Below are 25143 nucleotides of genomic sequence, written 5' to 3' on the forward strand. Positions count from 1 at the left end.
AGCGCATCAATATGATGCGCTTGTTTTATTTCCCTTCCCTAAGAATGAATCGTTTTTTTTTACTGGATATCCATAAATAGATCCATCTTTTACTTTAATCTCATCTTCCCAAGGAACCTTATATTTACCTTCAGCTAAATCTTTTACAAACGTATATGGATTTTCTTTCACCCCACCAGGAGTTGCTACATATCCTCTTGAACCTAGATTATATATATTATTTTCCAATCCCCATCCTAATCTAGCCTGATCTGCTAGTTCTGGATATACTTCAGCAGTAACAATCTCCCAAGGATTTCGATGTCCCTGTACTAAAGTAGTCCCATCAAAATTACATACTTGTCCTTCACCAAAGTAATAAAATACGCCATCATAACCCGCTAAGTTTACCGACAATGTATACATTAAATTCTGCCATGCATTTGAACGATTGGTTAGCATCCATTGTTCACTAACTTGTGTACTATATCCAGAAATACGAATTAAGACATTTGCACCTTTATAGGCCGCTTCACGAGCTACTTCAGGGAACATGCCATCATGACAAATACAAACAGCTAATTTACTTCCTCCAGGTCCATCACAAACAGGTAAGCCTAAATCTCCAGCTTTCCAAGGCTCGACTGGCACCCAAGGATTTAGCTTACGATACTTCAAAATCATTTCACCTTGTGGATCAATAATAACTGCTGTATTATATGGCTCTCCACCATCAGGATTTTTCTCCATTATTGAAAAAACACCATATACTTTAGATTCTTTACATGCCTCAGCAAATAAGTCTGTTTCTGGCCCAGGCACTGTACATAAAAATTCTTCTGTAGTCCATTTTTTTGTATTGAGCCCTTGTGTACTATATTCAGGAAATACTATCAATTCTAAACCAGGGTAACCTGATTTGGTCGAATGAATTGTTTTTATGATTTGTTGAATTTGTTTATCAATGTCTGCACGCGATTCTACTACTGGTACTGGATATTGAATTAGTGCTGTCAAAAAACCACTAATCGGCTTTACCATACTTCCACTACTACCCATTTAAACTCCCCCTTAAAATAGTTCGTGTTTATTAAAGATAACAATATATATTTGTAACTCTCTAAAAAACTTGCACTACATATGGAATTATTACGCATGAAAGCTAGTAGTAAATTTTATCTCCACTTTTAGTACACGCCTACACTAACTTAACATAAAAAATTAGAAAATTCAATCTTTTAAGGTAGCTAAAACTAAAAAGAAAAAGCGCATGGAATCCCATACACTTTTTTTACTTAGTCTGTAAATACGGCGGCAATTGTTGCAACTGCTCCTTATCCTTTTCACGTTCTCTACGTGCCCATCTAAAGAATACATAGCCTATAATTGTACCGTACACTATTTCCTGGACAATTTTCATTATGATACCACCAGTTTGCTGGTCTTGTACGACTGGCATCCAGTGCAAAAATTCTGGTCCCGTTATATTTAAATCTGATAAAGTGCCCGCTGGTACACATAGTTCCATCGCTTTCATCCAAGCAGCCGGATCCGTATACGTTGCAAATAACGGGGCTGTCGCAAAAATGATTAACGCACAAGCAGGCGTTAATAATATGCCATTAGCAAACATATAACCAAGTTTCTTTATATCACTTAATGTTTGATATTCTGGTAATGGATTTAACATCGGCCACCACATCATGATTGCTGTAAAAAACAATATAGCGAGACAAATAGGATGAGCTATTTGACTTTGTTTTACCGTATCAAAAACAACTGGTAAATGATAAAAAGAAAACAGGCCGTTAAATACAAATAACGCAATAAGCGGTTTAGCAAATGCCTTTAATATAATTTGAACAAACTTAAAAGAAGTAATGTAACGATATAACCAAATTGGTATACCAAGCAACAGTAACGGTGGAACTGCAATATACATGACTGCCATTTCAAACATATGAGCACTAAATATAATATGGCCAATTAAATCAATAGGCCCTCCCTTTACAAAATACAAAAGAACAATACCAGTCGTAAAATAAAAAATTTGCTTCTTACTTACCTTCGTCGCATTTTCAAATCGCATTCTATATGGCCCAATAATTAAGAAGTACCCAATAAGAATCGAAAGCATAAATAATAAAAAGATTGGACTCCATAAAGCCTGAAAACCAAATATCCACAAGTTACTCATTTTCACACCTACCTTCGTAAGGTTATCTCATAATATGAAGAGGGAGCTGTGACAACACAAGCTCCCTTATTTTTCACTTTTCAAATCCACACGATTGTCATAAAAGCTAAAATTGTAATTAACCCTATTAGCAGACCAGAGTAAAGAAAGAAACTTGCTGCTTCATGTCCTTTATGACTCATATGCATAAAATAATACAATTGAAAAATTACTTGTACCACTGCTAATAGTAAAATAAACGGTACAGAGAAAATCGGACTAAAAGTTTTTGGATACGCCACCGCTACAAATGCAACTAATGTTAAAAAAATCATTAATGCAAACGTAATAACTTGATGCCTCATTTCCTCCGCACTTTTTCTCTTCCGATAAACAAGATCAACTTTAGAATTATTCGTTTGCTTTATCGCCATTGTTTATCCCACCATTCCCATTAAATATACTACAGTGAAAATAAACACCCAAACTACGTCAATAAAGTGCCAATAAATCGATGCAACATAAAACTTCGGTGCATTGTATAAATTTAGACCTCTCTTCGCATTTCTAAAGATTAATGTTAGAATCCAACATAACCCAAACAATACGTGGAGTCCATGTGTACCAACAAGAGCATAAAACGCAGAGCCAAACGCACTACTTCTCATAGTATGCTTAAATTCATGTGTATAATGATAAAACTCATATATCTCAAACCCTAAAAACCCTAAACCTAGCAATACTGTTACTAGTAACCAAAGCTGCATTTTCTTAAAGTTAAAGTTTTTCATGTGATACATCGCATATACACTCGTTAAGCTACTCGTTAATAAAAGCATCGTCATAATGAAAACGAGTGGCATTTGGAACATCTCTTGAGATGTTGGTCCACCATTTGTAGAATTCTTTAACGCTAAATATGTTCCGAATAAGGAAGCGAACAACACTGTTTCGCCTCCAAGAAATAACCAAAAACCGACAAACTTATTTTTCCCTTCAAGGGTTGCTTTTTCAGGCTCTGCTGGAAATGTTTCATTCGTTAATTTTTCATCTACATGCATTATGCCTTGCCCCCCTTATCCTCTAAATCTTCTTTATGAATATGATACCCATGATCATCAATTACTGAACGTAGGAACATCGCGCCAAATGTAATGATTAAACCAATAATTGCTACTAATAACCAGAACTTATCTTTTCCGCCCTGCATATACATCGCACCAAATGCCGCTATAAACAATCCGAAAGAAATGACAAATGGTGAAAACGAAGGATTTGGCATATGAATATCACCAACTGGTTCCGCTGCTGTCATCTCTTTATTACCTTCACGTTTTTCAATCCAAAACGGATCTAATCCGCGAACAAATGGTAATTGTTTAAAGTTATATTCTGGTGTCGGTGCTGGCATTGTCCATTCTAATGTACGTGCATCCCACGGATCACGACCAGCTTTTTCTTTTGATACTGTCGTTTTAATTACATTGAATAGAAGAACAATCGTTCCAAGAGCCATAAACACCGCTCCGATGGAACTAATCATATTCCCCATTTCCAACCCTTGCCCTTCAAGATATGTGTAGTAACGGCGTGGCATACCAATCAAGCCAAGGAAATGCTGAATAAAGAACGTTAAATGGAAGCCGATAAAGAATAGCCAGAACGTTATCTTTCCTAATGTTTCATTTAATACTTTATTAAACATCAGTGGCCAATAATAATGAGCTCCTGCAAGTAAACCAAATACAACACCGCCAACGATTACATAATGAAAATGCGCTACTACGAAATAGTTATCATGAAATTGATAATCAGCTGGTGCAGATGCTAGCATAACCCCTGTAACTCCACCCATTACGAATGATGGAATGAAAGCTACTGCCCACATCATTGGTGTCGTAAAACGAATACTTCCGCCCCACATTGTAAAGAGCCAGTTGAATATTTTGATACCAGTTGGAACCGCAATCGCCATTGTTGCGACCGAGAAAATAGCATTAGCAACTGGACCAAGTCCAACAGTAAACATATGGTGCGCCCATACCATAAATCCTAAAAATCCAATTAATACAGTCGCAAACACCATCGATGAATAACCAAACAATCGTTTTTTCGAAAATGTCGCGAAGATTTCTGAGAATATTCCGAAAGCTGGGAGTATAAGAATGTATACTTCTGGATGACCGAAAATCCAGAATAAATGCTCCCATATAATTGTATTCCCGCCCAATGCCGGATTAAAGAAACTTGTTCCAAATAAACGATCTAACATTAAAAGTCCTAATCCTACAGTTAACGGCGGAAAAGCGAATAATATAAGCGAAGATGTTACAAATGTCGTCCATGTAAACATCGGCATACGCATGTACGTCATTCCTGGCGCCCGCATATTAATAATGGTTACAAGGAAGTTAATACCTCCAATTAATGTACCAATACCTGAGATTTGCAAGCCGAGTACATAGAAATCAACACCATGACCTTTAGAGGCTAAAGCTAAAGATGCATAAGATGTCCATCCTGCATCAGGTGCTCCACCTAAAAACCAACTTAAATTTAAAAATACTCCACCAAAGAAAAATAACCAAAATCCGAGTGAATTCAAAAACGGGAACGCTACATCACGTGCACCAATTTGAAGTGGTACAGCGGCGTTCATAAATGCAAACACGAGTGGCATAGCTGCGAGGAAAATCATTGTTGTACCGTGCATCGTTAATACTTGATTATAAGCATCCCCAACAAGAAAAGCGTTGTTAGGAATCGCTAATTGAAGGCGAATAAATAGAGCTTCTATTCCGCCTATTACAAAAAACAATCCACCTGCAATTAAATAGAGAATGGCAATCTTTTTATGGTCTACTGTCGTTAAATAATCCCATATGACAGCACCCATCCCCTGTTTTTTTGCTACAGAACTCACGTTTTCAACCTCCCCTTCGCGAATAATCCCTCTTTACTTTTCAACTTTTAACGTTTGTAAGTATGCATTTAATGCATCAATTTGATCATCCGTTAAGTTGCCATATTTGCCAGTCATTTTGTTTCCTGGCTTCATATTTTCAGGATCTTTCAGCCATTTTTTTAAGTTTTCTTCATTGTTTTCGGCAATACCGGCAACCATATCGCGATCCGCAAAGTTTGCTAAGTTTGGTGCGATACGAGCGGAAGGTGGTCTACTATCATTAGATCCAACTGCATGACAACCAATACAGCTTTTATTAAATATTTCTTGGCCCTCTTGCGCCTTTGTTGAAGCTACTTCTTTCTTCCCATCAATCTTCTTCATATCAGCAAGCCATTTTTTGTACTCGCTTTCATCTAAAGCTTTCACTTTAAATTGCATTAAAGAATGTGATGGGCCGCAAAATTCTGTACAAAAACCATTATAAGTGCCCGATTTATCTGCCTTTAACCACATTTTGTTCACATTGTCTGTATTTGTATCCATTTTCCCTGCTAAAGATGGAACCCAAAATGAGTGTTTAATATCGGCACCCTTCAAATTTAAATACACTTTCTTACCTGTGGGGATGACCAAATCTTGCGAAGTTACTATCTTTTCTGATTTATAAGAAAATTCCCACCAATAAAGATTCGCTGTTACATCAACAACGATAGTATCTTTATCAATATTCTTTTTCTCCATCGCACTTACATCAGCAAGTTTGAATGTATATGTAACTGTTGGAACAGCTAAGATTAGTAAAAGAATAATCGGAATAACTGTCCATATAATTTCTAGCTTGTGATTCCCTTCAACTTGCTCTGGAATATAATCTTCCTGACCTTTCTTTTGTCGGAAACGCACAATTACATATAAGAAAATAATAGTAACTACTAGTACTACTCCTACCATGATTGCACTCGCCAGTAGAAGTAAATCATATTGCATTTTTGCTACTTCTCCTTGCGGAATTAAAGTAGATTGAAAGGCTTTACCGCATCCCCCTAACAGTAAAGCCAGCAGTGAAACGAACGAAAGCAGTCGCCACTGTTTCTTCATACAAACAACCCCCACTTTCCTTGTGAATTAGATTGTACTTTATAGTTAAGTAAAGTAAATCTCAACGTAAAGAAATCCAATTATGTCGTTGTCTTAGAAGAATGTAACTACAATCATTGATACAAATAAGATTGTTAAATAATTTAGGGAATAAACAAACATTTGCACGGACCATTTGATGTCATCTTTCTTACGGAAGCCATAAAATCCTAAAACGATCCATCCGATGTTAAGCAGTGTTGCAATTACCATAAATGTTATCCCTAGTCCACTCATATAAAATGGTAGTGGTAATAAACATACTGTCCAAATCATAATTTGGCGTTTCGTAATTTCAAATCCATGAACTACAGGAAGCATTGGAATTCCTGCATTTCGATATTCATCAACACGTTTCATTGCTAATGCAAGGAAATGTGGGATTTGCCAAATAAACATAATTAAAAATAACATCCAAGCAATTGGATGGCCTAAAGATGGATCGATTGCTGCCCATCCAATTAAAGGAGGAACTGCACCAGATATACTACCTACAACAGTATTTAGTGTATACTTTCTCTTTGTCCATAAACTATATAGAACAACATATGTGAAAGCACCAATAAATCCCATTAAGACTGCCATTGGTGTTGTTAATAATAAAAATACAAAACCAAGAAGTAATATGACTAGTCCAAATGTAAGTGCAAATCCTGGTTTATACTTTCCAGTAACCGTTGGACGGGTCTTTGTTCTTTCCATTAATGGATCGATGTCTCGATCAATGTAGTTGTTTAAACAACATACCCCTGCCATAACTAATCCAGAACCAACGATTGTAAAGAATAACTTATCCAGATTGTCCATTACACTTAATCCATTAAAGTGTAATGCCAACCAAAATCCTGTAAATACAGTAAGTGTATTTGAGTTTACAATCCCCATTTTAACGAGTGCTTTTAAATCTTGTAACCGAGTTGTTTCCGGTACACTTGTAACAGCGGACTCATCATGCAGCTCACTTGTTGCATGGTTCATCACTCTAACCCCCTCTTAAAACTTTCATCTTTCTTTTTGCGCATATTTCAAATGAAATAATTCGCTTCTATATAGCAATATTATTACAGTAGAAACATTGTTAACCCATTCTACTACTAATCTACGCCCATACTCCAATATATTAAATCATATTTCCCGAACATTTTGTGAAGAAAACATGAACTTTTTGTGTCGAATATAAAAAACTTCATTCTGACTTGTCCTTATCATAACATGATGTTACCTTCTATAATAAACTATTTTGTCTTATTTAACACGTATTCTCCCCATTTCTTTTCAAAATAGCCTATTTTTCACCTAAAATTTTCCTTAGGAACCCTGTTTTTACACCTATTTTCTCCCCCTTTCCTTCCCCCTCCATTTCTTTGCTATTTTATTATTTTTTATATATCATAGGAACTAGCGCGTTTTATTCTATACATAATGGAATGAAAATATTTCGCAATAACTTCATAGCAGAAAGATGGTGAAAGAGATTGCAACGCTTTATTAAATGGTTAGCAGTCATTACAAGCCTTGATTTATTAATAGTTTTATTAGGAGGCGCTTTAGTTACAAAAACAGGTTCTGGTCAAGGTTGTGGTAAATCATGGCCACTTTGTAACGGTGAATTTGTTCCATCTAATTTATCAATGGAAACTATTATTGAACTTAGCCACCGATTAACATCCGGATCAGCTGGAATTCTTGTCACTCTCCTTTGTATTTTGTCCTGGAAATATTATAAACATGTGCGTGAAACAAAAACGTTAGCAATTTTATCCTTCGTATTTTTAGTTGCACAAGCATTAATGGGAGCAGCAGCAGTTGTTTGGGGCCAAATGCCAGCTGTACTTGCTATCCACTTCGGTATTTCCTTAATTTCATTTGCTTCTGTCATTTTATTAACGTGTCTTATCTTTGAAATTGACCAAAAATTTGATGCACGTTCACTTATTATGGACAAAAAAATGAAAATTCATATTTATGGTGTAACAATTTACAGTTATATCGTCGTCTACACAGGTGCTTTAGTACGTCACGAACGAGCTAGCTTAGCCTGTCCAGACTTTCCTTTATGTAGCAAAAACAGACCTATGCCAACTCAACTACATGAATGGGTTCAAATGGGCCATAGAGTTGCAGCGATGTTAATTTTCGCTTGGATACTATACGCGATGATTCTCGCTATTCGCCATTACAAACAGCAACCTGTCGTATATTGGGGATGGATCATTTCATTTATCCTTGTTACACTTCAAGCTGTAGTAGGAGTTTTAGTTGTATTTACAAACGCTAGTTTAGCAATGGCATTGTTACATTCTCTATTCATTTCTTGCTTGTTTGCCGTACTATGCTATTTAGTTATGTTAGGAACAAGAAGTAAAGTGAATGCAAAAGAAGCCGAATTAACTTCTAAACAAACAAAATAATTTAAAACTAAAATCCCTTGCCGAATTGGCAAGGGATTTTTTGCAATAAAAAAAGAGCTGTATTTTACACAGCTCTTTTTTTATTTTAGTGATCTAATTCAATAAGTAAATCACCCGTTTGAATCGCATCACCATCGTTAACATATACTTTCTTCACTTTACCATTGAACGGCGCTTGAACTGTCGTTTCCATTTTCATCGCTTCTGTAATTGCCATAGAATCGCCTTTTTTCACTTCATCGCCTTCTTTTACAACTACTTTAATTACCGTTCCTGGCATCGTTGCACTAATATGATTTGGATTCTCACGGTTTCCTTTCACACGTTGTGCAACTGTTGCTTTTACACTCTCGTCTTTCACGATAATTTCACGTGGTTGACCGTTAAATTCCAAGTAAAGGACACGATTTCCATCCAGCTGAGGTTCTCCAATTGATACTAGTTTAACCATCAATGTTTTACCCTGTTCAATTTCTACATCAATTTCTTCACCTAGTCTCATACCATAGAAGAACGTCGGTGTATCAAGTACAGATACATTTCCATAAAGCTCAGCAACTTTTTCATAATCCATAAATACTTTTGGATATAAAGCATATGCAACTACATCAAAAATCGTTACTTCGCGTCCAAGTTTATGGAATAATTCTTCTTTTAATGCTTCGAAATCTACTGGCTCTAGTAATTCACCTGGTCTTACTGTTAACGGCTCTTTCCCTTTTAAAATAATCTTTTGTAATTCTTTCGGGAAACCACCATACGGTTGACCTAAATCACCAGAGAACATTTCAACAACAGACCCTGGGAAGTCCATCGCATGTCCACGCTCTAAAACATCTTGTTCTGTCAGATGGTTTTGAACCATAAATAATGCCATATCACCAACAACTTTTGATGATGGCGTTACTTTTACAATATCTCCAAACATGTCATTCACACGGCGGTACATTACTTTCACTTCATCGAAGCGATCTCCTAAACCAACCGCCTTCGCTTGTTGCTGAAGATTACTATACTGCCCACCCGGCATTTCATGCATATATACCTCTGTATGCGGCGCATTCATACCACTTTCAAATGGTGCATAGTATTTGCGTACATCTTCCCAATAATGAGATAGTTTTTCTAAAGAATCTATATTAACATCTGGTTGTCTTTCGTTTCCACCTAATGCATAGTATAGCGTGTTCGCACTTGGTTGTGACGTTTGACCAGCCATAGAACTCACTGCTACATCGACGATATCAACACCCGCTTCAATTGCCTTCGTATACGTTAATATACCATTTCCACTCGTATCGTGCGTGTGCAGATGAATTGGAATCGACACTGTCTCTTTTAATGCAGAAACTAAATCATATGCTGCATTTGGTTTTAATAAGCCCGCCATATCTTTAATACCTAAAATGTGAGCTCCTGATGCTTCTAACTCTTTTGCTAAATTTTTATAGTAATTTAAATCATATTTACTACGCAGTGGATCATGGATATCCCCTGTGTAGCACATTGTTGCTTCTGCAATTTTACCAGTGTCTCGTACAGCGTCAATTGCAACTCTCATGCCTTCCACCCAGTTTAAGCTATCAAAAATACGGAATACATCAATGCCTGCTTGAGCAGAACATTCCACAAATTTTTGAATTAAATTATCTGGATAGTTTTTGTATCCAACTGCGTTTGAAGAACGAAGTAACATTTGGAATAAAACGTTCGGCATTTTTTCACGAAGATCTAGTAATCGTTCCCATGGATCTTCTTTTAAGAAACGATACGCAACGTCAAACGTTGCACCGCCCCACATTTCCGCTGAGAATAGGTTCGGTAACATTCTCGCTGTTGGCTCCGCAATTTGATGTAAATCTTTTGTACGAATACGAGTTGCAAGTAATGACTGGTGTGCATCACGGAATGTTGTATCCGTTAAAAGTACACGTTTTTGATCCTGTACCCATTTTACTAATCCGTCCGCTCCACGCTCGTCCAAAATTTGTTTCGTTCCATTTTGGATTGGCTCTGAATGTTTTAAACATGGAATACGAGCATCTGGGAATATTGGTTTTTCTTTTTTACCTACTCCTGGGAAACCATTTACTGTTACTGTACCAATGTAATTTAACATTTTCGTTCCACGGTCTTTACGTTTCGGGAACAAGAACAATTCAGGTGACGCATCGATAAATGAAGTATCATATTCTCCTGATAAGAAGTTTTTATGTTTTACTACATTCTCTAGGAATGGAATATTTGTTTTAATACCACGAATACGGAATTCTTTTAAGTTACGTTCCATTTTTGCAGCAGCTTGCTCAAAAGTAAGTGCCCAAGTTGTAACTTTTACAAGTAAAGAATCGTAGTACGGTGTAATAACTGCACCTTGGAAGCTATTTCCTGTATCAAGACGTACACCAAAACCACCGCCTGATCGATACGCCATAATTTTTCCTGTATCCGGCATAAAATTATTTAGCGGATCTTCAGTTGTTACACGAGATTGAATTGCAAATCCATGTACAACTACTTCCTCTTGCTTCGGAACACCTACCATTTTGCTATGTAATGAATGTCCATCAGCTATTAAAATTTGTGATTGAACAATATCTACTCCCGTAATCATTTCTGTAATCGTATGTTCTACTTGAACACGTGGATTTACTTCAATAAAGTAAAACTCATCATCTTTTACAAGGAATTCTACTGTTCCTGCATTTAAATAATTTACATTTTTCGTTAACTTCACAGCAGCATCACAAATACGCTGACGCAGATCATCTGAAAGTGATACACTCGGTGCAATTTCTACAACTTTTTGATGACGACGTTGTACAGAACAGTCACGCTCGTATAAATGAACAACATTGCCTTCTTCATCTGCTAAAATTTGTACTTCTATATGTTTAGGTTTTTCAACGAATTTTTCGACGTAAACTTCATCATTACCAAAGGCTGCTTTCGCTTCTGATTTCGCTCGATTATATGATTCTCCTAATTCCTCACTAGTACGCACAATACGCATACCACGACCGCCACCCCCAAGGGATGCTTTAATAATAATCGGGTAATCATACTTTTCAGCAAATTTTTCGACTTCTTCTAATGAATTTACTGGACCATCACTACCAGGTATAACTGGAATTTGTGCTAGCTGCGCTTGTGTTCTTGCTTTCACTTTATCTCCAAACATATCTAAATGCTTACTTTTCGGACCGATAAAGATAATTCCTTCTTCTTCACAACGTTTAGCGAATTGAATATTTTCTGACAAGAAACCATATCCAGGGTGGATTGCATCTACATGATTACTTTTTGCAATCTCAATAATGCCTTCAATATCTAGATAAGCATCAATTGGTTTTTTTCCTTCCCCAACTAAATAGGACTCATCGGCTTTATAGCGATGATAAGAACCACTATCCTCTTTAGAATAGATTGCAACTGTTTTTAATCCAAGTTCCGAACAAGCTCGAAACACACGAATTGCAATCTCTCCACGGTTAGCTACCAATACTTTTTGAATACGTTGCAGCTTTGTCATGATTTTCCCCCTCTACTTTCCTACCACTCTAGAGATAAAATATATACACACCTTAAAAAGCGTGAAGTTCTTCACTTTCCACATTATATTATACTTAGAAAGCTTCACTTTATTTTTATCCATCATACCTTATTTTTTAACAAATGATAAGTTTTCTGTGCAATTTGTTTCACAAAAATAGTATAGCATACCTCTTCCTTTTCTAACAACTTAATTGTATATCACATTTAACTTAATGTGATATATCTTTTAACTGAAAGAGAAATTAGTACATCATATTTAAAACTACTTAAAAATAAAAACACATCATGCTCTAAAGCACAATGTGTTTTTATTTTACAACTACAAGATGTGGTCCATTTTGTTCTTTTTCTTTCATTAATCCATTCTGTTGTTTCTCTTGTCGTTTCACGTGACTAGCAATATTGAGTAGTATCCCCATCGCAAGTAGATTAGCTAATAAAGAACTACCACCGTAACTGACAAACGGTAATGGTACTCCGGTAAGTGGTATTACTCCAGACATACCACCAACATTAATAAACGTTTGAACTCCAAACAAGCTTGCAATTCCGATAGCTATTAAACTTCCAAATGGATCTGTACACTTTTGTGCGACTCTAAATGATCGAATAATTATAAGCAATAAACAAATCAAAATGATTGCTACGCCTATAAAACCAAGTTCTTCCGATATAATTGCCATAATAAAATCCGTTTGTGGTTCTGGTAAATAACCATACTTTTGCACACTATTTCCTAATCCCCTACCATTAAGCCCTCCAGAAGCAATTCCAATAAATGAATTCACCAATTGGAATCCATCCTTTTGAGGATCATTAAACGGATCAAGGAAAACAGAAAAACGTGCCTTTTGATATGGATTTAATGCATAATTGCCAAGAAGATATAGTGCCGGAATCCATACTATAGAAGTTAAAGCAATTCGTTTAATCCATAAGTTAACCTGTACTCCCGAACAAAGGAACATAATTCCTACTGTTCCTGCAATTAACAAATCAGTACCTAAATCATTTTGCTTTAATATTAAAAACATGATTATACCAACACCAATAAGTACTGGACCTGACCCTTTGGAAACAGGTGTATTCGTTTCTTGTCTTTTGGCAAAGAAATGAGCTAAGACGAGAATAACTGTTATCTTAACAAATTCTGCAGGCTGTATTCCAAATATCCACCCGTTTGCACCGTTTACTTTCTTAGTGAAAAAGGCAGCTGCTGCTAATAATGCAACACTAATTCCATAACTCCCCAATAAAAAGATTCGTTTTCTCCACACTTTATATGGGATAATAGCAAGAATTATTAATAACACTGTTCCAGCAGCTAAAGTAATTAATTGTCTTTTAAAAAAGAAATTTGCTGGTTTATCAAATCGCGAAATCGCAACAATGGAACTAGAACTATATACCATTATTACTCCCAGCACACATAAGATAACAAGAGGAAGTAACAATGAATAATCCATTGATTTCCATACTTTTTTCATTTCATTTCCTCTTTCTGTTTCAATTTAATTATTGTTGTATTCCATATGTATATTGATTCTTCCTGCTTTATTATACAAATAAAAAGCTCAAACTAATTTAGTTTGAGCCCCCTTATTTGAACCCGTTATTGTTGTTTGTTTGTAAATGCTTCATGAAGTGCAGACAACTCACGTTCGAGCTCACCTAACATTGCTTTCCCTTGTTCTTCTGCAATAAGACCAAGGCGAACTGCAAAATCGACCTCGCGGGATAGTCCAAACATTTGTGTGTCTAACACTTCTTCATATAATGGACATTGCGGCATTGTAAGATGGTCCATTTGCACCTTAATAAGTCTTAAAATCTTCTCTGCATCCGCTTGTAGAAGGGCTAGTGCCTTTTCCTGATGATTTGCTACTGTCTCAGACGCCAAATTGATTCCCTCCGTTTCCGTCCTACTCTCCTCTATCCTATCTATTAATATTAGCGATAGTTTTAATAAATTGCAATAGAAACATTTTTTGTGACAACAGTGTCTAATGCTATTATACTGAAAAGTGGGAGTATAACACAAATGGGGGAACAACAATGAGCGAAATTTTATTTATTAACGGAAAAGTACGTTTTCCAATCACTATTGATCCAACTGTTTGGATCTTTGATGATCGAAAAGTAGATTTGACAACTTACTTTGATGAAACTAGAGAAAACACGTCTGAACTAGAAACTTATTTAAAAAACACTTCAGAACATTGGGATCGTGAAATTCGTGATGGTGCTGCCTTCCCACCGATACAACAAAGTGTAAAGAAATATAAAAAAGAACAGCTGATTACTGGAACATTTGGTATACCATTTCATCCATTCCTTGCTAACGCTGAAATTTTAGAGGACGCTACGCAAGTTGAAATTGAAACGGTAGATCATACAATGACACTTCCATTAGAAACTGTCAAAAATGCTATACTAGGCTTTTCAAAAGAAGGAAAACCATTAAAAGAAGACGGGCCTGTTCATCTCTATTTCAATGATGGATCTAATCAACAAAATCCAATCCGTAACATCCGTAAATTTACAATTATTTAAAGAAAAGGAGTGAGCTTAAGCTCACTCCTTTTTACAATAAATCTGCTGCTAGTTGAGCTAAATTAGATCGCTCCCCTTTAACAAACTTCACATGACCACTAATACGCTGTTCTTTAAACTTCTCTACAACATACGTTAAGCCATTATTATATTCATCTAAATATGGGTGATCAATTTGCTGAGGATCTCCCATCAATACAATCTTACTCTTTTCCCCTACCCTAGTTAATATCGTCTTCACTTCATGCTTTGTTAAATTTTGTGCTTCGTCAATGATAATGAACTGATCTGGAATACTTCTCCCGCGTATATAAGTAAGGGCTTCTACTTCAATCGAACCCATTCCAGCTAAAATAGCATCTAACTCTCCTGGCTTTTTCGTATTAAATAAATACTCTAGGTTATCAAAAATTGGCTGCATCCATGGTCTTAATTTTTCTTCTTTTTCTCCTGGTAAATAACCGATATCTTTTCCGACTGGAACAATTGGTCTTGCCACAAGTAATTTTTTATATAACCCTAAGTCTTCTGTTTGCATAAGTCCCGAAGCTAACGCAAGTAACGTTTTTCCTGTGCCGGCTTTCCCCGTTAACGTTACAAGCGGAATATCTTCACGAAGCAACAATTCTAATCCCATAATTTGCTGCACGTTTCGTGGTCGTATCCCCCACACTTGTTCATTGTGAAAAATAAGTTTCTTTACCTTCTTCCCTAAGTGATCCACAATGCCAAGCGCAGAACTAGAGCCCCCTAATGCATCTTTCATTACTACAAATTGATTTGGGTAAAAAGGATGATTCGCAATTTCAGATAGAGGCAATTCACCTTTCTCATAAAAATAATCCAATTGTTCTTTTGATATATATCCTTCTAAAAAACCAGAATATATATTTTCTACTTCAATTACGCGATCACTTAAATAATCTTCAGCCTTCAAACCAATTGCATCAGCTTTTACCCTTACGAGTACATCTTTACTTACTAAAATAACAGACTTCCCGTCCTCTTTTTCCTGTTCTTCTAAAGATAGATTTTTTGCTACAGCTAAAATTCGATTATCATTTGTTTTTTCTACAAAAATATCTTGTAGTTGCACAAATGAACGATGGTTCAATTCAATACGAAATGTTCCGCCGTTTTCTAGCGGGATACTTTCATGCAGCTTTCCTATTTCACGAAATTTATCTATTAACTTAGATACATAACGAGCGTTTCTTCCTACTTCATCCATATAACGTTTTTTCGAATCAACCTCTTCTAATACAACTGCTGGAATCACTACTTCATTGGTTTCAAATGAAAAAATAGATAAAGGATCCTGCAAAAGTACATTCGTATCTAACACATAAATTTTATCCAACCTGTTACCCCCTGACTCCACTTTTAAATTTGTAGAACAAGGGTTTCATCCATAAAATATGGACGAACCATTGTTATAATTATATGTACCGTGTAAACGAGGTAGAATCGAAAATCATAGTCATTAAACCTTTTATTTATTCTTTATTCATTTCTATTCAATATATTACTTTTTATTATAATTATTAACGTTAAATCACAATAACCGACTACAAAAGTGAATAAACGAATTTCTTATTTAGCATCTTTATAATTCTCTTATCCCTACTAACACTTCGTTATCCAGCTTTTTCGCTGCCCGAAGATCATATGTTTTTTCATATGTTGGTTCAATTGCAAGTTTCGCTCCATAAAACATAACATCACGCACTTCTTGCACCTTTACTTCTATTACAGTTAATTTTAGAGAAATACCTTCCATTCTATCTGTCAAAATTTCACCTGCACCACTTATAGAAAATACGGATTCATTCGCCATTATAGTCAATACCACACCTGTATTATGACGTATATTTTCCACAATACGTGAACGTTGATCTACTGCAAATCGAATACTAGTTTCACTCACTGCATACACCCAAGAAATAGCACTTACGTTAGGAACTTGTTTTTCGAAATCTGTCGTTGCTATCATAACAATACACTCTTTACGCAACGTTTGTACTAAATCCTCTGTTAAGGTAGGCTCTACTACATTCGCCATATTTTCACCTCCAAATATACTTGGTATATCCTTATCATAACTTATTTTTTGAATTGCGAAAATATTATTTTTTCCCACTATTATTCAAAAACATTATACTTCCATGATATACTTATACTGATAGAATTCGTATTGAGGTGACGAAATGAGAGTCAAATGTATGATTTGTGATAAAAAAGATATGTTAGATGATGAAAATCCTATGGCAAAAAAACTGCGTAATCGCCCTATTCATACATATATGTGCATGGAATGTTCGGAACGAATTGCAGAGCGTACAATGGAACGTCATGCAAGTGGTAATTTCCGATTATATCGTGATAAAAAAATCGAAGATGATTGGTAAAATGTAAATAAGTCCTTACTCATATAGATAAGGACTTATTTATATTTTTCTGGTTCACGATTCATCTGATCCAAAAAACAATCAATGGCTTCTAACGGAAACCTTGCAGATTTCCGTTCTCCATTTATTTCATATGTAATTAAATACATTTCCTCGTTCTTTTCGACTTCCACATTTCTTAATTTATGTTCTTCATATACCATATTTTGAAATAACAAATATGTTTCTTTTGCAGCACTATCATCTGGACGTGCTTCCGCAACTGTTTTAATTGTTAACCAATTATATAGTGCATCTTGTACTGAACGCATGAAAACTCCCCTTTCTTATCCTGCTTTTTGTTGTTTCGCTTGACGCAAACGCAGTCTATAAATTCCAAGTACAATTGCCGCTACAACAAGTCCTTCTCCAACAGGTAAAAACACAGCAAAAAAGGTTAATACTGTGCATCCAATTGCTAATGATATGTATATCACAATATTTTTTAGTACAGACAACTTTCTAGCAAACCCTAAATTATAAACGAGAGCACTTAATATAATAATCGTCCCATAAAGTAACCACATTCCTAACTCTGGATTTTCATCTACCTTACACAATTTTGCAAAAAAAGACATCCTTTCTAACACACTCTTCCCCCCTAGCAGTAAAATGCAATTTTCTTTATACACTTAATACAAGAGTAACTCGCAAAAAAAATACTGTCCACAAAAAAGAGTAAATATTCTAAAAAAATAAACAAAATAAAAAAACAACGCCCTTTATAAAGGGCGTTGTTTTTTTATTTTTACGCTTCAACAGATTTCTTTTTCTTAGCAGCTCTTTCGCGCTCACTCTTATCCAAAATCTTTTTACGTAGACGAATTGATTCTGGAGTTACTTCACAGAACTCGTCATCGTTTAAGTACTCTAATGATTCTTCTAAAGTCATTAGGCGTGGTTTCTTCATTGTTGAAGTTTGATCTTTCGTCGCAGAACGAATGTTAGTTTGTTGTTTCATTTTCACAACGTTAACTGTTAAGTCGTTCTCACGAGTGTGTTCTCCGACAATCATACCAGCATATACTTCTGTACCTGGTTCAACGAAGATTACACCACGGTCTTCAACTTGCATAATACCGTATTGTGATGCTTTTCCTGTTTCAAGTGAAACTAGAACACCTTGGCGACGTCCACCAACTTGTCCAGCGTGTACTGGTTGGTAGCAATCGAATGTATGGTTTAAAATACCGTAACCACGAGTTAATGTTAAGAATTCTGTTGTGTAACCAATTAAACCACGTGCTGGAACCATGAAAGTAAGGCGAACTTGACCGTTTCCGTTATTCACCATATCTAACATTTCACCTTTACGTGCACCCATAGATTCCATAATAGAACCAGTGTATTCTTCAGGTACATCGATTTGTACGCGCTCTACAGGCTCACATCTTACGCCATCAACTTCTTTAATGATTACTTCTGGCTTAGATACTTGTAATTCATAACCTTCACGACGCATGTTTTCAATTAAGATAGATAAATGTAGTTCCCCACGTCCAGATACGATCCACGCATCAGGAGAATCTGTATTATCTACACGTAAACTTACATCTGTTTCTAATTGTGAACGAAGACGCTCTTCAATTTTACGAGATGTAATGTATTTACCTTCACGACCTGCAAATGGGCTGTTATTTACAAGGAACGTCATTTGTAGTGTTGGCTCATCAATACGTAATAATGGTAACGCATCTTGATGTTCAACTGGACATACTGTTTCACCTACGTTAATGTCTTCCATACCAGAAACGGCTACTAAGTCCCCTGCTTTTGCTTCTTCAATTTCTTGACGTTTTAATCCCATGTAACCGAATAATTTCGTTACGCGGAATTGCTTCACGCTTCCGTCTACTTTCATTAAAGCAACTTGTTGTCCAACCTTCATTGTACCGCGGAATACGCGACCAACTCCAATACGTCCAACGTAGTCGTTGTAATCAAGAAGTGCTACTTGGAATTGAAGTGGCTCTTCGCTGTTATCAATTGGTGCTGGAATATGTTCGATAATTGTATCGAATAATGATTTCATATTCTCTTCTTGATTTGCTGGATTTGAATCTAAGCTTGCTGTTCCGTTCATTGCTGATGCAAATACAACTGGGAACTCTAATTGATCTTCGTTTGCACCAAGCTCAATGAATAAGTCGATTACTTCATCAACTACTTCATCTGGACGAGCAAAGTCACGGTCAATTTTGTTTACAACTACGATTGGAGTTAAGTTTTGCTCAAGAGCTTTCTTTAAAACAAATCGTGTTTGTGGCATACAACCTTCATATGCATCAACAACAAGTAAAACACCATCAACCATTTTCATGATACGTTCTACTTCTCCACCGAAGTCAGCGTGACCAGGTGTATCTAAAATGTTAATTCTTTTATCTTCATAGTGAATCGCTGTATTTTTCGCTAAAATTGTAATACCGCGTTCTCTTTCTAGATCATTTGAATCCATTGCGCGTTCTTCAACGTGTTCGTTCGCACGGAAAGTCCCCGCTTGACGTAATAACTGGTCAACAAGTGTTGTTTTACCATGGTCAACGTGGGCAATAATTGCTATATTACGTAAATCTTGTCGTTTTTTCAACATGTCCAACTCCTAATGTCTTTTTAATCCTTCTCTATTATAAGAGCGAAGGGGATACAATAGCAATTAAAATAAAAGCAAGAATGAAAATATAGTTGTATTCTTACTTTTGTGAAAGTAAAATGAGATTGGAGGGTGAAGAAATGGAACACATTCAATATCGCTTTTTATTAACTGCAATTATCGGTGTTATTTTCTTAATCGGTATCGGCATTATGATTGCTGAAAATAGTCCAATCGGTATTATTATTTGCATTATCGGCACATTTGTTACAGTTGGATACGGTTTTGTAACAAAAAGAAAAATGCGCAAATCACAATAACGCTAAAAAGTAAGAAGCTTATACACAGCCTCTTACTTTTTTTGTTGCTCTCATATAAACGATAACACTTCTTCATACACTCCTGGTTTTGCAACTAACACACTGCTCTTCTCTATGATAGAAAGTGGCGCTCCAGAGAATGTCGTCACCTTACCTCCAACTTCTTCTACAATTATCTGCCCTCCGCCAAAATCCCATGGTGATAATCTCGGCGTTACATATGCATCTATTCTTCCTGTTGCAACGTATACCATCTCTAATGCTGCACAGCCATATGACCTTGTGCCCCTTGCTTTCTTAACAAGTGCCATCATACTTTCCATATTAAGCAATGGATTATCTGTAAGCCATATCGCATTTAAAGCTACAATACCTTGCTCTACAGTTCCTTTTTCCAATGGAGGAATTGATATATCATTACAAAAAGCTCCAGATCCCTTGACTGCATGATATAGCTCATCATGCACTGGATCATATATAAGTCCAATCTTTCCGATACCGTTCTCATAAATCCCAATTGAAATCGCAAAATTTCTTTTTTGATGAACAAAGTTCATCGTGCCGTCAATTGGATCAATTAACCAAACAACCCCGTCAGAAGACGTTATCTCGTCTCCATAACCCTCTTCTCCTAAAATATTATGATTCGGGAATGTTTCTTTAATTTTCCCAATTAAAAACTGTTCTATCTCTCGGTCCATATTTGTAACTAAGTCAGCTGCATTTGATTTTGTTTCTATAATAAGTGCTTTTTTCATTGATGCCATTAAATGCTCTCCTGCATCCCGAATCCACCGTTTGGCGTGTGCATCGATGTCTTTCCATACTTCTTGCATGTTTAAACACTCCGATCTATACTGTTCACAGAAAAAACGAACCCTTTATAAGGTTCGCACCAACTAATTTTTTATACATATACTATTATTACGCTTCTAAGCGAATCATTTCAAGTCTTAATACTTCTAACTTTTGTACACACTCTTCTTTTTTCTGGTTATCATCTTCCATCATCGCATCATATAAAGTTGCTAATTCATAATCTAGCTCCAAACGTAGCACCGGTATTCTCTTTTCAGCATCTGTTCTCTTTAACGCATTAATCACCTGTCTCATATTATTTGCCTCCTCCCAATATTCGTCTGCCCTCGGACTAGAATTAATTCAATTTTCTGATTTTTTGTTTTATACTATACTATGTTGGATAAATCATCTATGCAACAAAATTATATTTTTTTATTTAAATTTTTTTGTGCTGTTTTTTTTATGAATAGTACAAGCTATGCTAAAATAAAAGCAAAATAGGAGTTGGAGGAACAATCATGACAATACAAATATTCAAGTCAACTGATTTTGATGTCTTTACAGTTGATGGTCTCGAAGAACGAATGAGTGCAATTAAAACGAACATTCATCCTAAGCTAGAAGCTTTAGGGGAACAATTTGCAGAATACTTATCCAAACAAACTGATGAGAACTTTTTTTATCATGTTGCAAAACACGCACGCCGCAAAGTCAATCCACCAAACGATACTTGGGTTGCTTTTTCAACAAATAAACGAGGATATAAAATGCTACCGCATTTCCAAATCGGCTTATGGGGTACTCATGCCTTCATATACTTTGGTTTAATCTATGAGTGTCCACAAAAAGTTGAGACGGCTCATGCCTTCTTAGAACATTTAAATGATTTAAAAACAAATATTCCAAATGACTTCGTTTGGTCCATTGACCATACTAAACCAAGTGTGAAATTACATAAAACACTTGAAACCGAAGACTTACAAAAGATGATTGAACGATTAGCTACTGTAAAAAAAGCAGAATTATTAGTTGGTATTCATATATCACCAGAGGAGTTTTCAGCAATGACCAACGAACAATTCCTTGCTAAGATTGAATCTACGATGCAATCACTCCTTCCTTTATATGCACTTTGTAATCGATAGTAGAAAACGGACAATTTATATTGTCCGTTTTTAGTTGTTATCACATTATATCACTTCAGTTTTTATTTTTCAAAATATTTTTTACATTTTTACAAGCTTTTGTTCTTCGACTTCTTTTGCCCTTTGAATAGCACGATATATAGAGTATCCACTTACCTCTTGAAATTCTTTATCAATTTTCTTTTCTTCTGCTTTCGATGGAACAATCTCTTTAAAACGACGATATAAACCCATTAACTCTTCTCTTATAATTCCTTTTTCATAAGCTTTCTCAATCGCTTCATAAAACTTCACCATTGTAACCATTTCCTCATTTGACCAATCATAATCTAACGGATATTGATATTCCATTTTGCACCTCATTTATCATTTCTTCTTGTTTCATTATGCTATCTTAAAGAGAATATTTTATTCTTCATTATAGCCACTCTGCATTATACACTATTTATTCATTTTAATGGAATTGTCTTCCTCTATTCATTAGTTGAGGCTAACTATTAAACATACTCACCTTAAAAATATTTTTTTCTATACATCTATAATTATTGGTGATATAATGCTTTTGTTTTATAGAAAATAAAGTGAAGCTACCATCTCAAAAACGATTTTTTGAATGGCAGAAAAACAAGCCTTATTCTAAAAAGGGCTACACTTTTTTAGAGCAGGATTATATAAAACAAATTACACTAAATATTATGAAGAAGAAGGGGTGTATAGATTGTCCCAATACGAAACACCATTGTTTACCGCTTTAGTTGAGCACAGTAAGCGAAATCCAATTCAATTCCATATTCCTGGTCATAAAAAAGGACAGGGCATGGATCCTACATTTCGCGAATTTATTGGGCATAATGCATTAGCAATTGATTTAATTAATATTGCGCCACTCGATGATTTACATCATCCAAAAGGTATGATTAAAGAAGCACAAGATTTAGCAGCAGCCGCATTCGGTGCAGATCATACTTTCTTTTCTATTCAAGGTACAAGTGGCGCTATTATGACAATGGTGATGAGCGTTTGCGGTCCTGGTGACAAAATCCTAGTACCACGAAACGTGCATAAATCAGTAATGTCAGCTATTATTTTCTCAGGTGCAAAACCGATTTTCATGCATCCTGAAATCGATCCGAAGCTCGGTATTTCTCATGGAATCACAATTCAATCTGTCAAAAAAGCACTTGAAGAGCACTCAGATGCAAAGGGCTTACTTGTTATTAACCCAACGTACTTTGGGTTTGCTGCAGACTTAGAACAGATTGTACAATTAGCACATTCTTATGACATCCCTGTACTAGTCGACGAAGCTCATGGTGTTCATATTCATTTTCACGATGAATTACCTATGTCAGCGATGCAAGCTGGTGCGGATATGGCAGCAACAAGTGTTCACAAATTAGGAGGCTCTTTAACTCAAAGTTCTATTCTTAATGTGAAAGAAGGCTTAGTGAATGTAAAGCATGTCCAATCTATTATTAGCATGCTTACAACTACATCAACTTCTTACATCTTGTTAGCATCCCTTGATGTTGCGAGAAAACGTCTTGCTACAGAAGGAACAGCACTCATAGAACAAACAATACAATTAGCTGAGCATGTTCGTGATGCTATAAATTCTATTGAGCATCTTTACTGTCCTGGAAAAGAAATGTTAGGTACAGATGCTACCTTTAACTATGATCCTACAAAGATAATTGTATCTGTAAAAGATTTAGGTATTACCGGCCACCAAGCTGAAGTATGGCTTAGAGAGCAATATAACATTGAAGTAGAACTCTCAGATCTATACAACATACTATGTCTTATCACTTTGGGAGATACAGAAAGTGATACAAATACACTTATTGCAGCATTACAAGATTTAGCAGCAACATTTAGAAATAGGGCAGATAAAGGTGTTCAAGTACAAGTAGAGATTCCAGAAATTCCAGTGCTAGCACTTTCTCCTCGAGATGCTTTTTATTCGGAAACAGAAGTCATTCCATTTGAAAATGCAGCGGGTCGTATTATAGCTGATTTTGTTATGGTTTATCCGCCAGGGATTCCAATCTTTACTCCGGGGGAAATTATTACACAAGAAAACTTAGAGTATATTCGTAAAAACTTAGAAGCAGGTTTACCTGTACAAGGTCCTGAAGATATGACATTACAAACATTACGTGTTATTAAAGAGTACAAGCCTATCAGTTGATAGGCTTTTTTTTCACCTTTTTTCCTTTTCTTCATACGATACTTAAGAATGTAACGTATAGGTGGGGATACTATTATGATTGTAATAGGCCGTTCTATTGTACATCCTTATATTACAAATGAATACGAGCCATTTGCAGCAGAGAAACAACAAATTTTATCAATAATGGCAGGAAATCAAGAAGTTTATTCCTTCCGAACAGCTGATGAACTCAGCTTTGATCTCAATTTACGAGTTAATATTATTATCTCTGCACTAGAGCTTTTTCAAAGTGGATTTCAGTTTCGTACATTTCAACAATCCTTTTGCAACCCCCAGTATTGGAAAAGAACGTCTCTTGGAGGATTCGAGCTTCTTCCAAACATACCACCTTCTATTGCCATACAGGATATTTTCAAAAACGGAAAACTATATGGAACTGAATGCGCAACCGCTATGATCATTATTTTTTATAAAGCTTTACTATCATTGTATGAGGAAGAAACTTTCAATCGTCTATTTGCAAACCTTTTACTTTATACATGGGACTACGACCAAGATCTAAGGCTCATAACAAAAAACGGTGGCGATCTTGTTCCAGGTGACCTCGTTTACTTTAAAAACCCACAAGTAAATCCAGCTACGATTGAATGGCAAGGAGAAAATACAATCTATTTAGGAAATTTCTTTTTTTACGGGCATGGCGTAGGTGTAAAAACAAAAGAAGAAATTATTTATTCATTAAATGAACGACGAGTCCCTTACGCTTTTATTTCAGCTTTCTTGACCGATACTATTACCCGTATCGATAGTCGTATAATGAGCCAATACGCTTCTTCTAGTACACCACAGACCTCCATAAGCTTTATTCCGATTAGGGATGATGCAATCGTTGCAACAGTTGGTCATACAACTACAATTTATTAAAAAAGCGCCTACACATGTAGG

At 35.7% G+C, this 25143-nt stretch carries 25 protein-coding genes; 7 read left to right on the forward strand and 18 right to left on the reverse strand.

Features of this window, described 5'->3' with window-relative positions:
* Positions 1-6 precede the first annotated feature (6 nt).
* The 7 genes from V7S45_RS19280 to ctaB form a co-directional block, all read right to left on the reverse strand.
* Positions 7-1038, reverse strand: coding sequence for a formamidase (locus tag V7S45_RS19280; protein ID WP_070184355.1), 1032 nt, complete (start codon positions 1036-1038; stop codon positions 7-9).
* A gap of 232 nt (positions 1039-1270) precedes the next feature.
* Complete coding sequence (gene ctaG, locus V7S45_RS19285; RefSeq protein ID WP_000069023.1) at positions 1271-2176, reverse strand: cytochrome c oxidase assembly factor CtaG; 906 nt, start codon at positions 2174-2176, stop codon at positions 1271-1273.
* Positions 2177-2256: 80 nt separating this feature from the next.
* Positions 2257-2589: a cytochrome c oxidase subunit IVB gene (gene ctaF / locus V7S45_RS19290; RefSeq protein ID WP_025689190.1), complete on the reverse strand. Its 333-nt coding sequence runs from the start codon at positions 2587-2589 to the stop codon at positions 2257-2259.
* Positions 2590-2592: 3 nt separating this feature from the next.
* On the reverse strand, positions 2593-3216 hold the full coding sequence (gene ctaE / locus V7S45_RS19295) for a cytochrome c oxidase subunit III (protein ID WP_000557861.1): 624 nt from the start codon (positions 3214-3216) through the stop codon (positions 2593-2595).
* The gene (gene ctaD, locus V7S45_RS19300; RefSeq protein WP_153579316.1) at positions 3216-5051 is read right to left on the reverse strand and encodes a cytochrome c oxidase subunit I; all 1836 of its coding nucleotides are present in this window, start codon (positions 5049-5051) and stop codon (positions 3216-3218) included. Before ctaD ends, ctaE begins: the two co-directional genes overlap by 1 nt.
* A 60-nt stretch (positions 5052-5111) precedes the next feature.
* The gene (gene coxB / locus V7S45_RS19305) at positions 5112-6161 is read right to left on the reverse strand and encodes a cytochrome c oxidase subunit II (protein ID WP_000745268.1); all 1050 of its coding nucleotides are present in this window, start codon (positions 6159-6161) and stop codon (positions 5112-5114) included.
* A gap of 93 nt (positions 6162-6254) precedes the next feature.
* The gene (gene ctaB, locus V7S45_RS19310) at positions 6255-7178 is read right to left on the reverse strand and encodes a protoheme IX farnesyltransferase (protein WP_001015058.1); all 924 of its coding nucleotides are present in this window, start codon (positions 7176-7178) and stop codon (positions 6255-6257) included.
* A 497-nt stretch (positions 7179-7675) separates the two neighbouring features.
* On the opposite strand from ctaB, the gene ctaA reads away from it, so the two are divergent.
* Entirely contained in the window at positions 7676-8611 is a 936-nt protein-coding gene (gene ctaA / locus V7S45_RS19315) for a heme A synthase (RefSeq protein ID WP_025689187.1), read from the forward strand.
* 85 nt (positions 8612-8696) lie between these two features.
* On the opposite strand, the gene pyc is transcribed toward ctaA, so the two are convergent.
* The 3 genes from pyc to V7S45_RS19330 all read right to left on the reverse strand — a co-directional run bounded on the left by pyc (position 8697) and on the right by V7S45_RS19330 (position 14066).
* Positions 8697-12143: a pyruvate carboxylase gene (pyc, locus tag V7S45_RS19320; protein ID WP_342761459.1), complete on the reverse strand. Its 3447-nt coding sequence runs from the start codon at positions 12141-12143 to the stop codon at positions 8697-8699.
* Between the two features lie 331 nt (positions 12144-12474).
* Entirely contained in the window at positions 12475-13653 is a 1179-nt protein-coding gene (locus tag V7S45_RS19325; protein WP_025689183.1) for an FtsW/RodA/SpoVE family cell cycle protein, read from the reverse strand.
* A gap of 125 nt (positions 13654-13778) precedes the next feature.
* The gene (locus V7S45_RS19330) at positions 13779-14066 is read right to left on the reverse strand and encodes a YlaN family protein (protein ID WP_000135694.1); all 288 of its coding nucleotides are present in this window, start codon (positions 14064-14066) and stop codon (positions 13779-13781) included.
* A gap of 155 nt (positions 14067-14221) precedes the next feature.
* On the opposite strand from V7S45_RS19330, the gene V7S45_RS19335 reads away from it, so the two are divergent.
* Positions 14222-14719 (forward strand): hypothetical protein, encoded by a 498-nt coding sequence (locus tag V7S45_RS19335; protein ID WP_001289809.1) that lies wholly within the window; start codon positions 14222-14224, stop codon positions 14717-14719.
* A gap of 31 nt (positions 14720-14750) precedes the next feature.
* On the opposite strand, the gene V7S45_RS19340 is transcribed toward V7S45_RS19335, so the two are convergent.
* Complete coding sequence (locus V7S45_RS19340) at positions 14751-16079, reverse strand: PhoH family protein (protein WP_000358083.1); 1329 nt, start codon at positions 16077-16079, stop codon at positions 14751-14753.
* 246 nt (positions 16080-16325) lie between these two features.
* Positions 16326-16781: a pyridoxamine 5'-phosphate oxidase family protein gene (locus tag V7S45_RS19345; protein WP_000024593.1), complete on the reverse strand. Its 456-nt coding sequence runs from the start codon at positions 16779-16781 to the stop codon at positions 16326-16328.
* 145 nt (positions 16782-16926) lie between these two features.
* Here V7S45_RS19345 and V7S45_RS19350 point away from each other — a divergent pair, with 145 nt between their 5' ends.
* A complete protein-coding gene (locus V7S45_RS19350) occupies positions 16927-17127 on the forward strand; it encodes a YlaI family protein (protein ID WP_002082250.1) in 201 nt (66 codons plus the stop codon).
* Between the two features lie 35 nt (positions 17128-17162).
* Here the strand turns inward: V7S45_RS19350 and V7S45_RS19355 are convergent, their stop codons facing one another.
* From V7S45_RS19355 to typA, 3 genes are all read right to left on the reverse strand, one after another.
* Positions 17163-17438 carry a hypothetical protein gene (locus V7S45_RS19355; RefSeq protein WP_001258151.1) on the reverse strand — a complete coding sequence of 92 codons (276 nt, stop codon included), beginning with the start codon at positions 17436-17438 and terminating at the stop codon, positions 17163-17165.
* Positions 17439-17453: 15 nt separating this feature from the next.
* Entirely contained in the window at positions 17454-17756 is a 303-nt protein-coding gene (locus V7S45_RS19360; protein WP_000893662.1) for a YlaH-like family protein, read from the reverse strand.
* A 158-nt stretch (positions 17757-17914) separates the two neighbouring features.
* Positions 17915-19759: a translational GTPase TypA gene (gene typA / locus V7S45_RS19365; RefSeq protein WP_000914762.1), complete on the reverse strand. Its 1845-nt coding sequence runs from the start codon at positions 19757-19759 to the stop codon at positions 17915-17917.
* A gap of 140 nt (positions 19760-19899) precedes the next feature.
* Here typA and V7S45_RS19370 point away from each other — a divergent pair, with 140 nt between their 5' ends.
* Positions 19900-20079 (forward strand): DUF5325 family protein, encoded by a 180-nt coding sequence (locus V7S45_RS19370; RefSeq protein WP_000400127.1) that lies wholly within the window; start codon positions 19900-19902, stop codon positions 20077-20079.
* Positions 20080-20129: 50 nt separating this feature from the next.
* On the opposite strand, the gene V7S45_RS19375 is transcribed toward V7S45_RS19370, so the two are convergent.
* Together V7S45_RS19375 and V7S45_RS19380 are read right to left on the reverse strand one after the other, a co-directional pair.
* The gene (locus V7S45_RS19375; RefSeq protein WP_001158701.1) at positions 20130-20915 is read right to left on the reverse strand and encodes an inositol monophosphatase family protein; all 786 of its coding nucleotides are present in this window, start codon (positions 20913-20915) and stop codon (positions 20130-20132) included.
* An 88-nt stretch (positions 20916-21003) separates the two neighbouring features.
* On the reverse strand, positions 21004-21192 hold the full coding sequence (locus tag V7S45_RS19380) for a hypothetical protein (protein WP_001250165.1): 189 nt from the start codon (positions 21190-21192) through the stop codon (positions 21004-21006).
* Positions 21193-21398: 206 nt separating this feature from the next.
* Here V7S45_RS19380 and V7S45_RS19385 point away from each other — a divergent pair, with 206 nt between their 5' ends.
* Positions 21399-22025 carry a DUF1054 domain-containing protein gene (locus V7S45_RS19385; protein WP_089607605.1) on the forward strand — a complete coding sequence of 209 codons (627 nt, stop codon included), beginning with the start codon at positions 21399-21401 and terminating at the stop codon, positions 22023-22025.
* Between the two features lie 81 nt (positions 22026-22106).
* Here V7S45_RS19385 and V7S45_RS19390 read toward each other — a convergent pair whose 3' ends face one another.
* Positions 22107-22376 carry a UPF0223 family protein gene (locus V7S45_RS19390; protein WP_000456562.1) on the reverse strand — a complete coding sequence of 90 codons (270 nt, stop codon included), beginning with the start codon at positions 22374-22376 and terminating at the stop codon, positions 22107-22109.
* 367 nt (positions 22377-22743) lie between these two features.
* Between V7S45_RS19390 and speA the strand changes: the two genes are divergently transcribed.
* Together speA and V7S45_RS19400 are read left to right on the forward strand one after the other, a co-directional pair.
* Complete coding sequence (gene speA / locus V7S45_RS19395; RefSeq protein WP_000084899.1) at positions 22744-24216, forward strand: arginine decarboxylase; 1473 nt, start codon at positions 22744-22746, stop codon at positions 24214-24216.
* 75 nt (positions 24217-24291) lie between these two features.
* Positions 24292-25122, forward strand: coding sequence for a protein-glutamine gamma-glutamyltransferase (locus V7S45_RS19400; protein WP_000635337.1), 831 nt, complete (start codon positions 24292-24294; stop codon positions 25120-25122).
* Positions 25123-25143: the final 21 nt, after the last annotated feature.

This window comes from Bacillus sp. BR3(2024) (assembly GCF_039134555.1).
In the GTDB taxonomy this organism is placed as follows: domain Bacteria; phylum Bacillota; class Bacilli; order Bacillales; family Bacillaceae_G; genus Bacillus_A; species Bacillus_A cereus.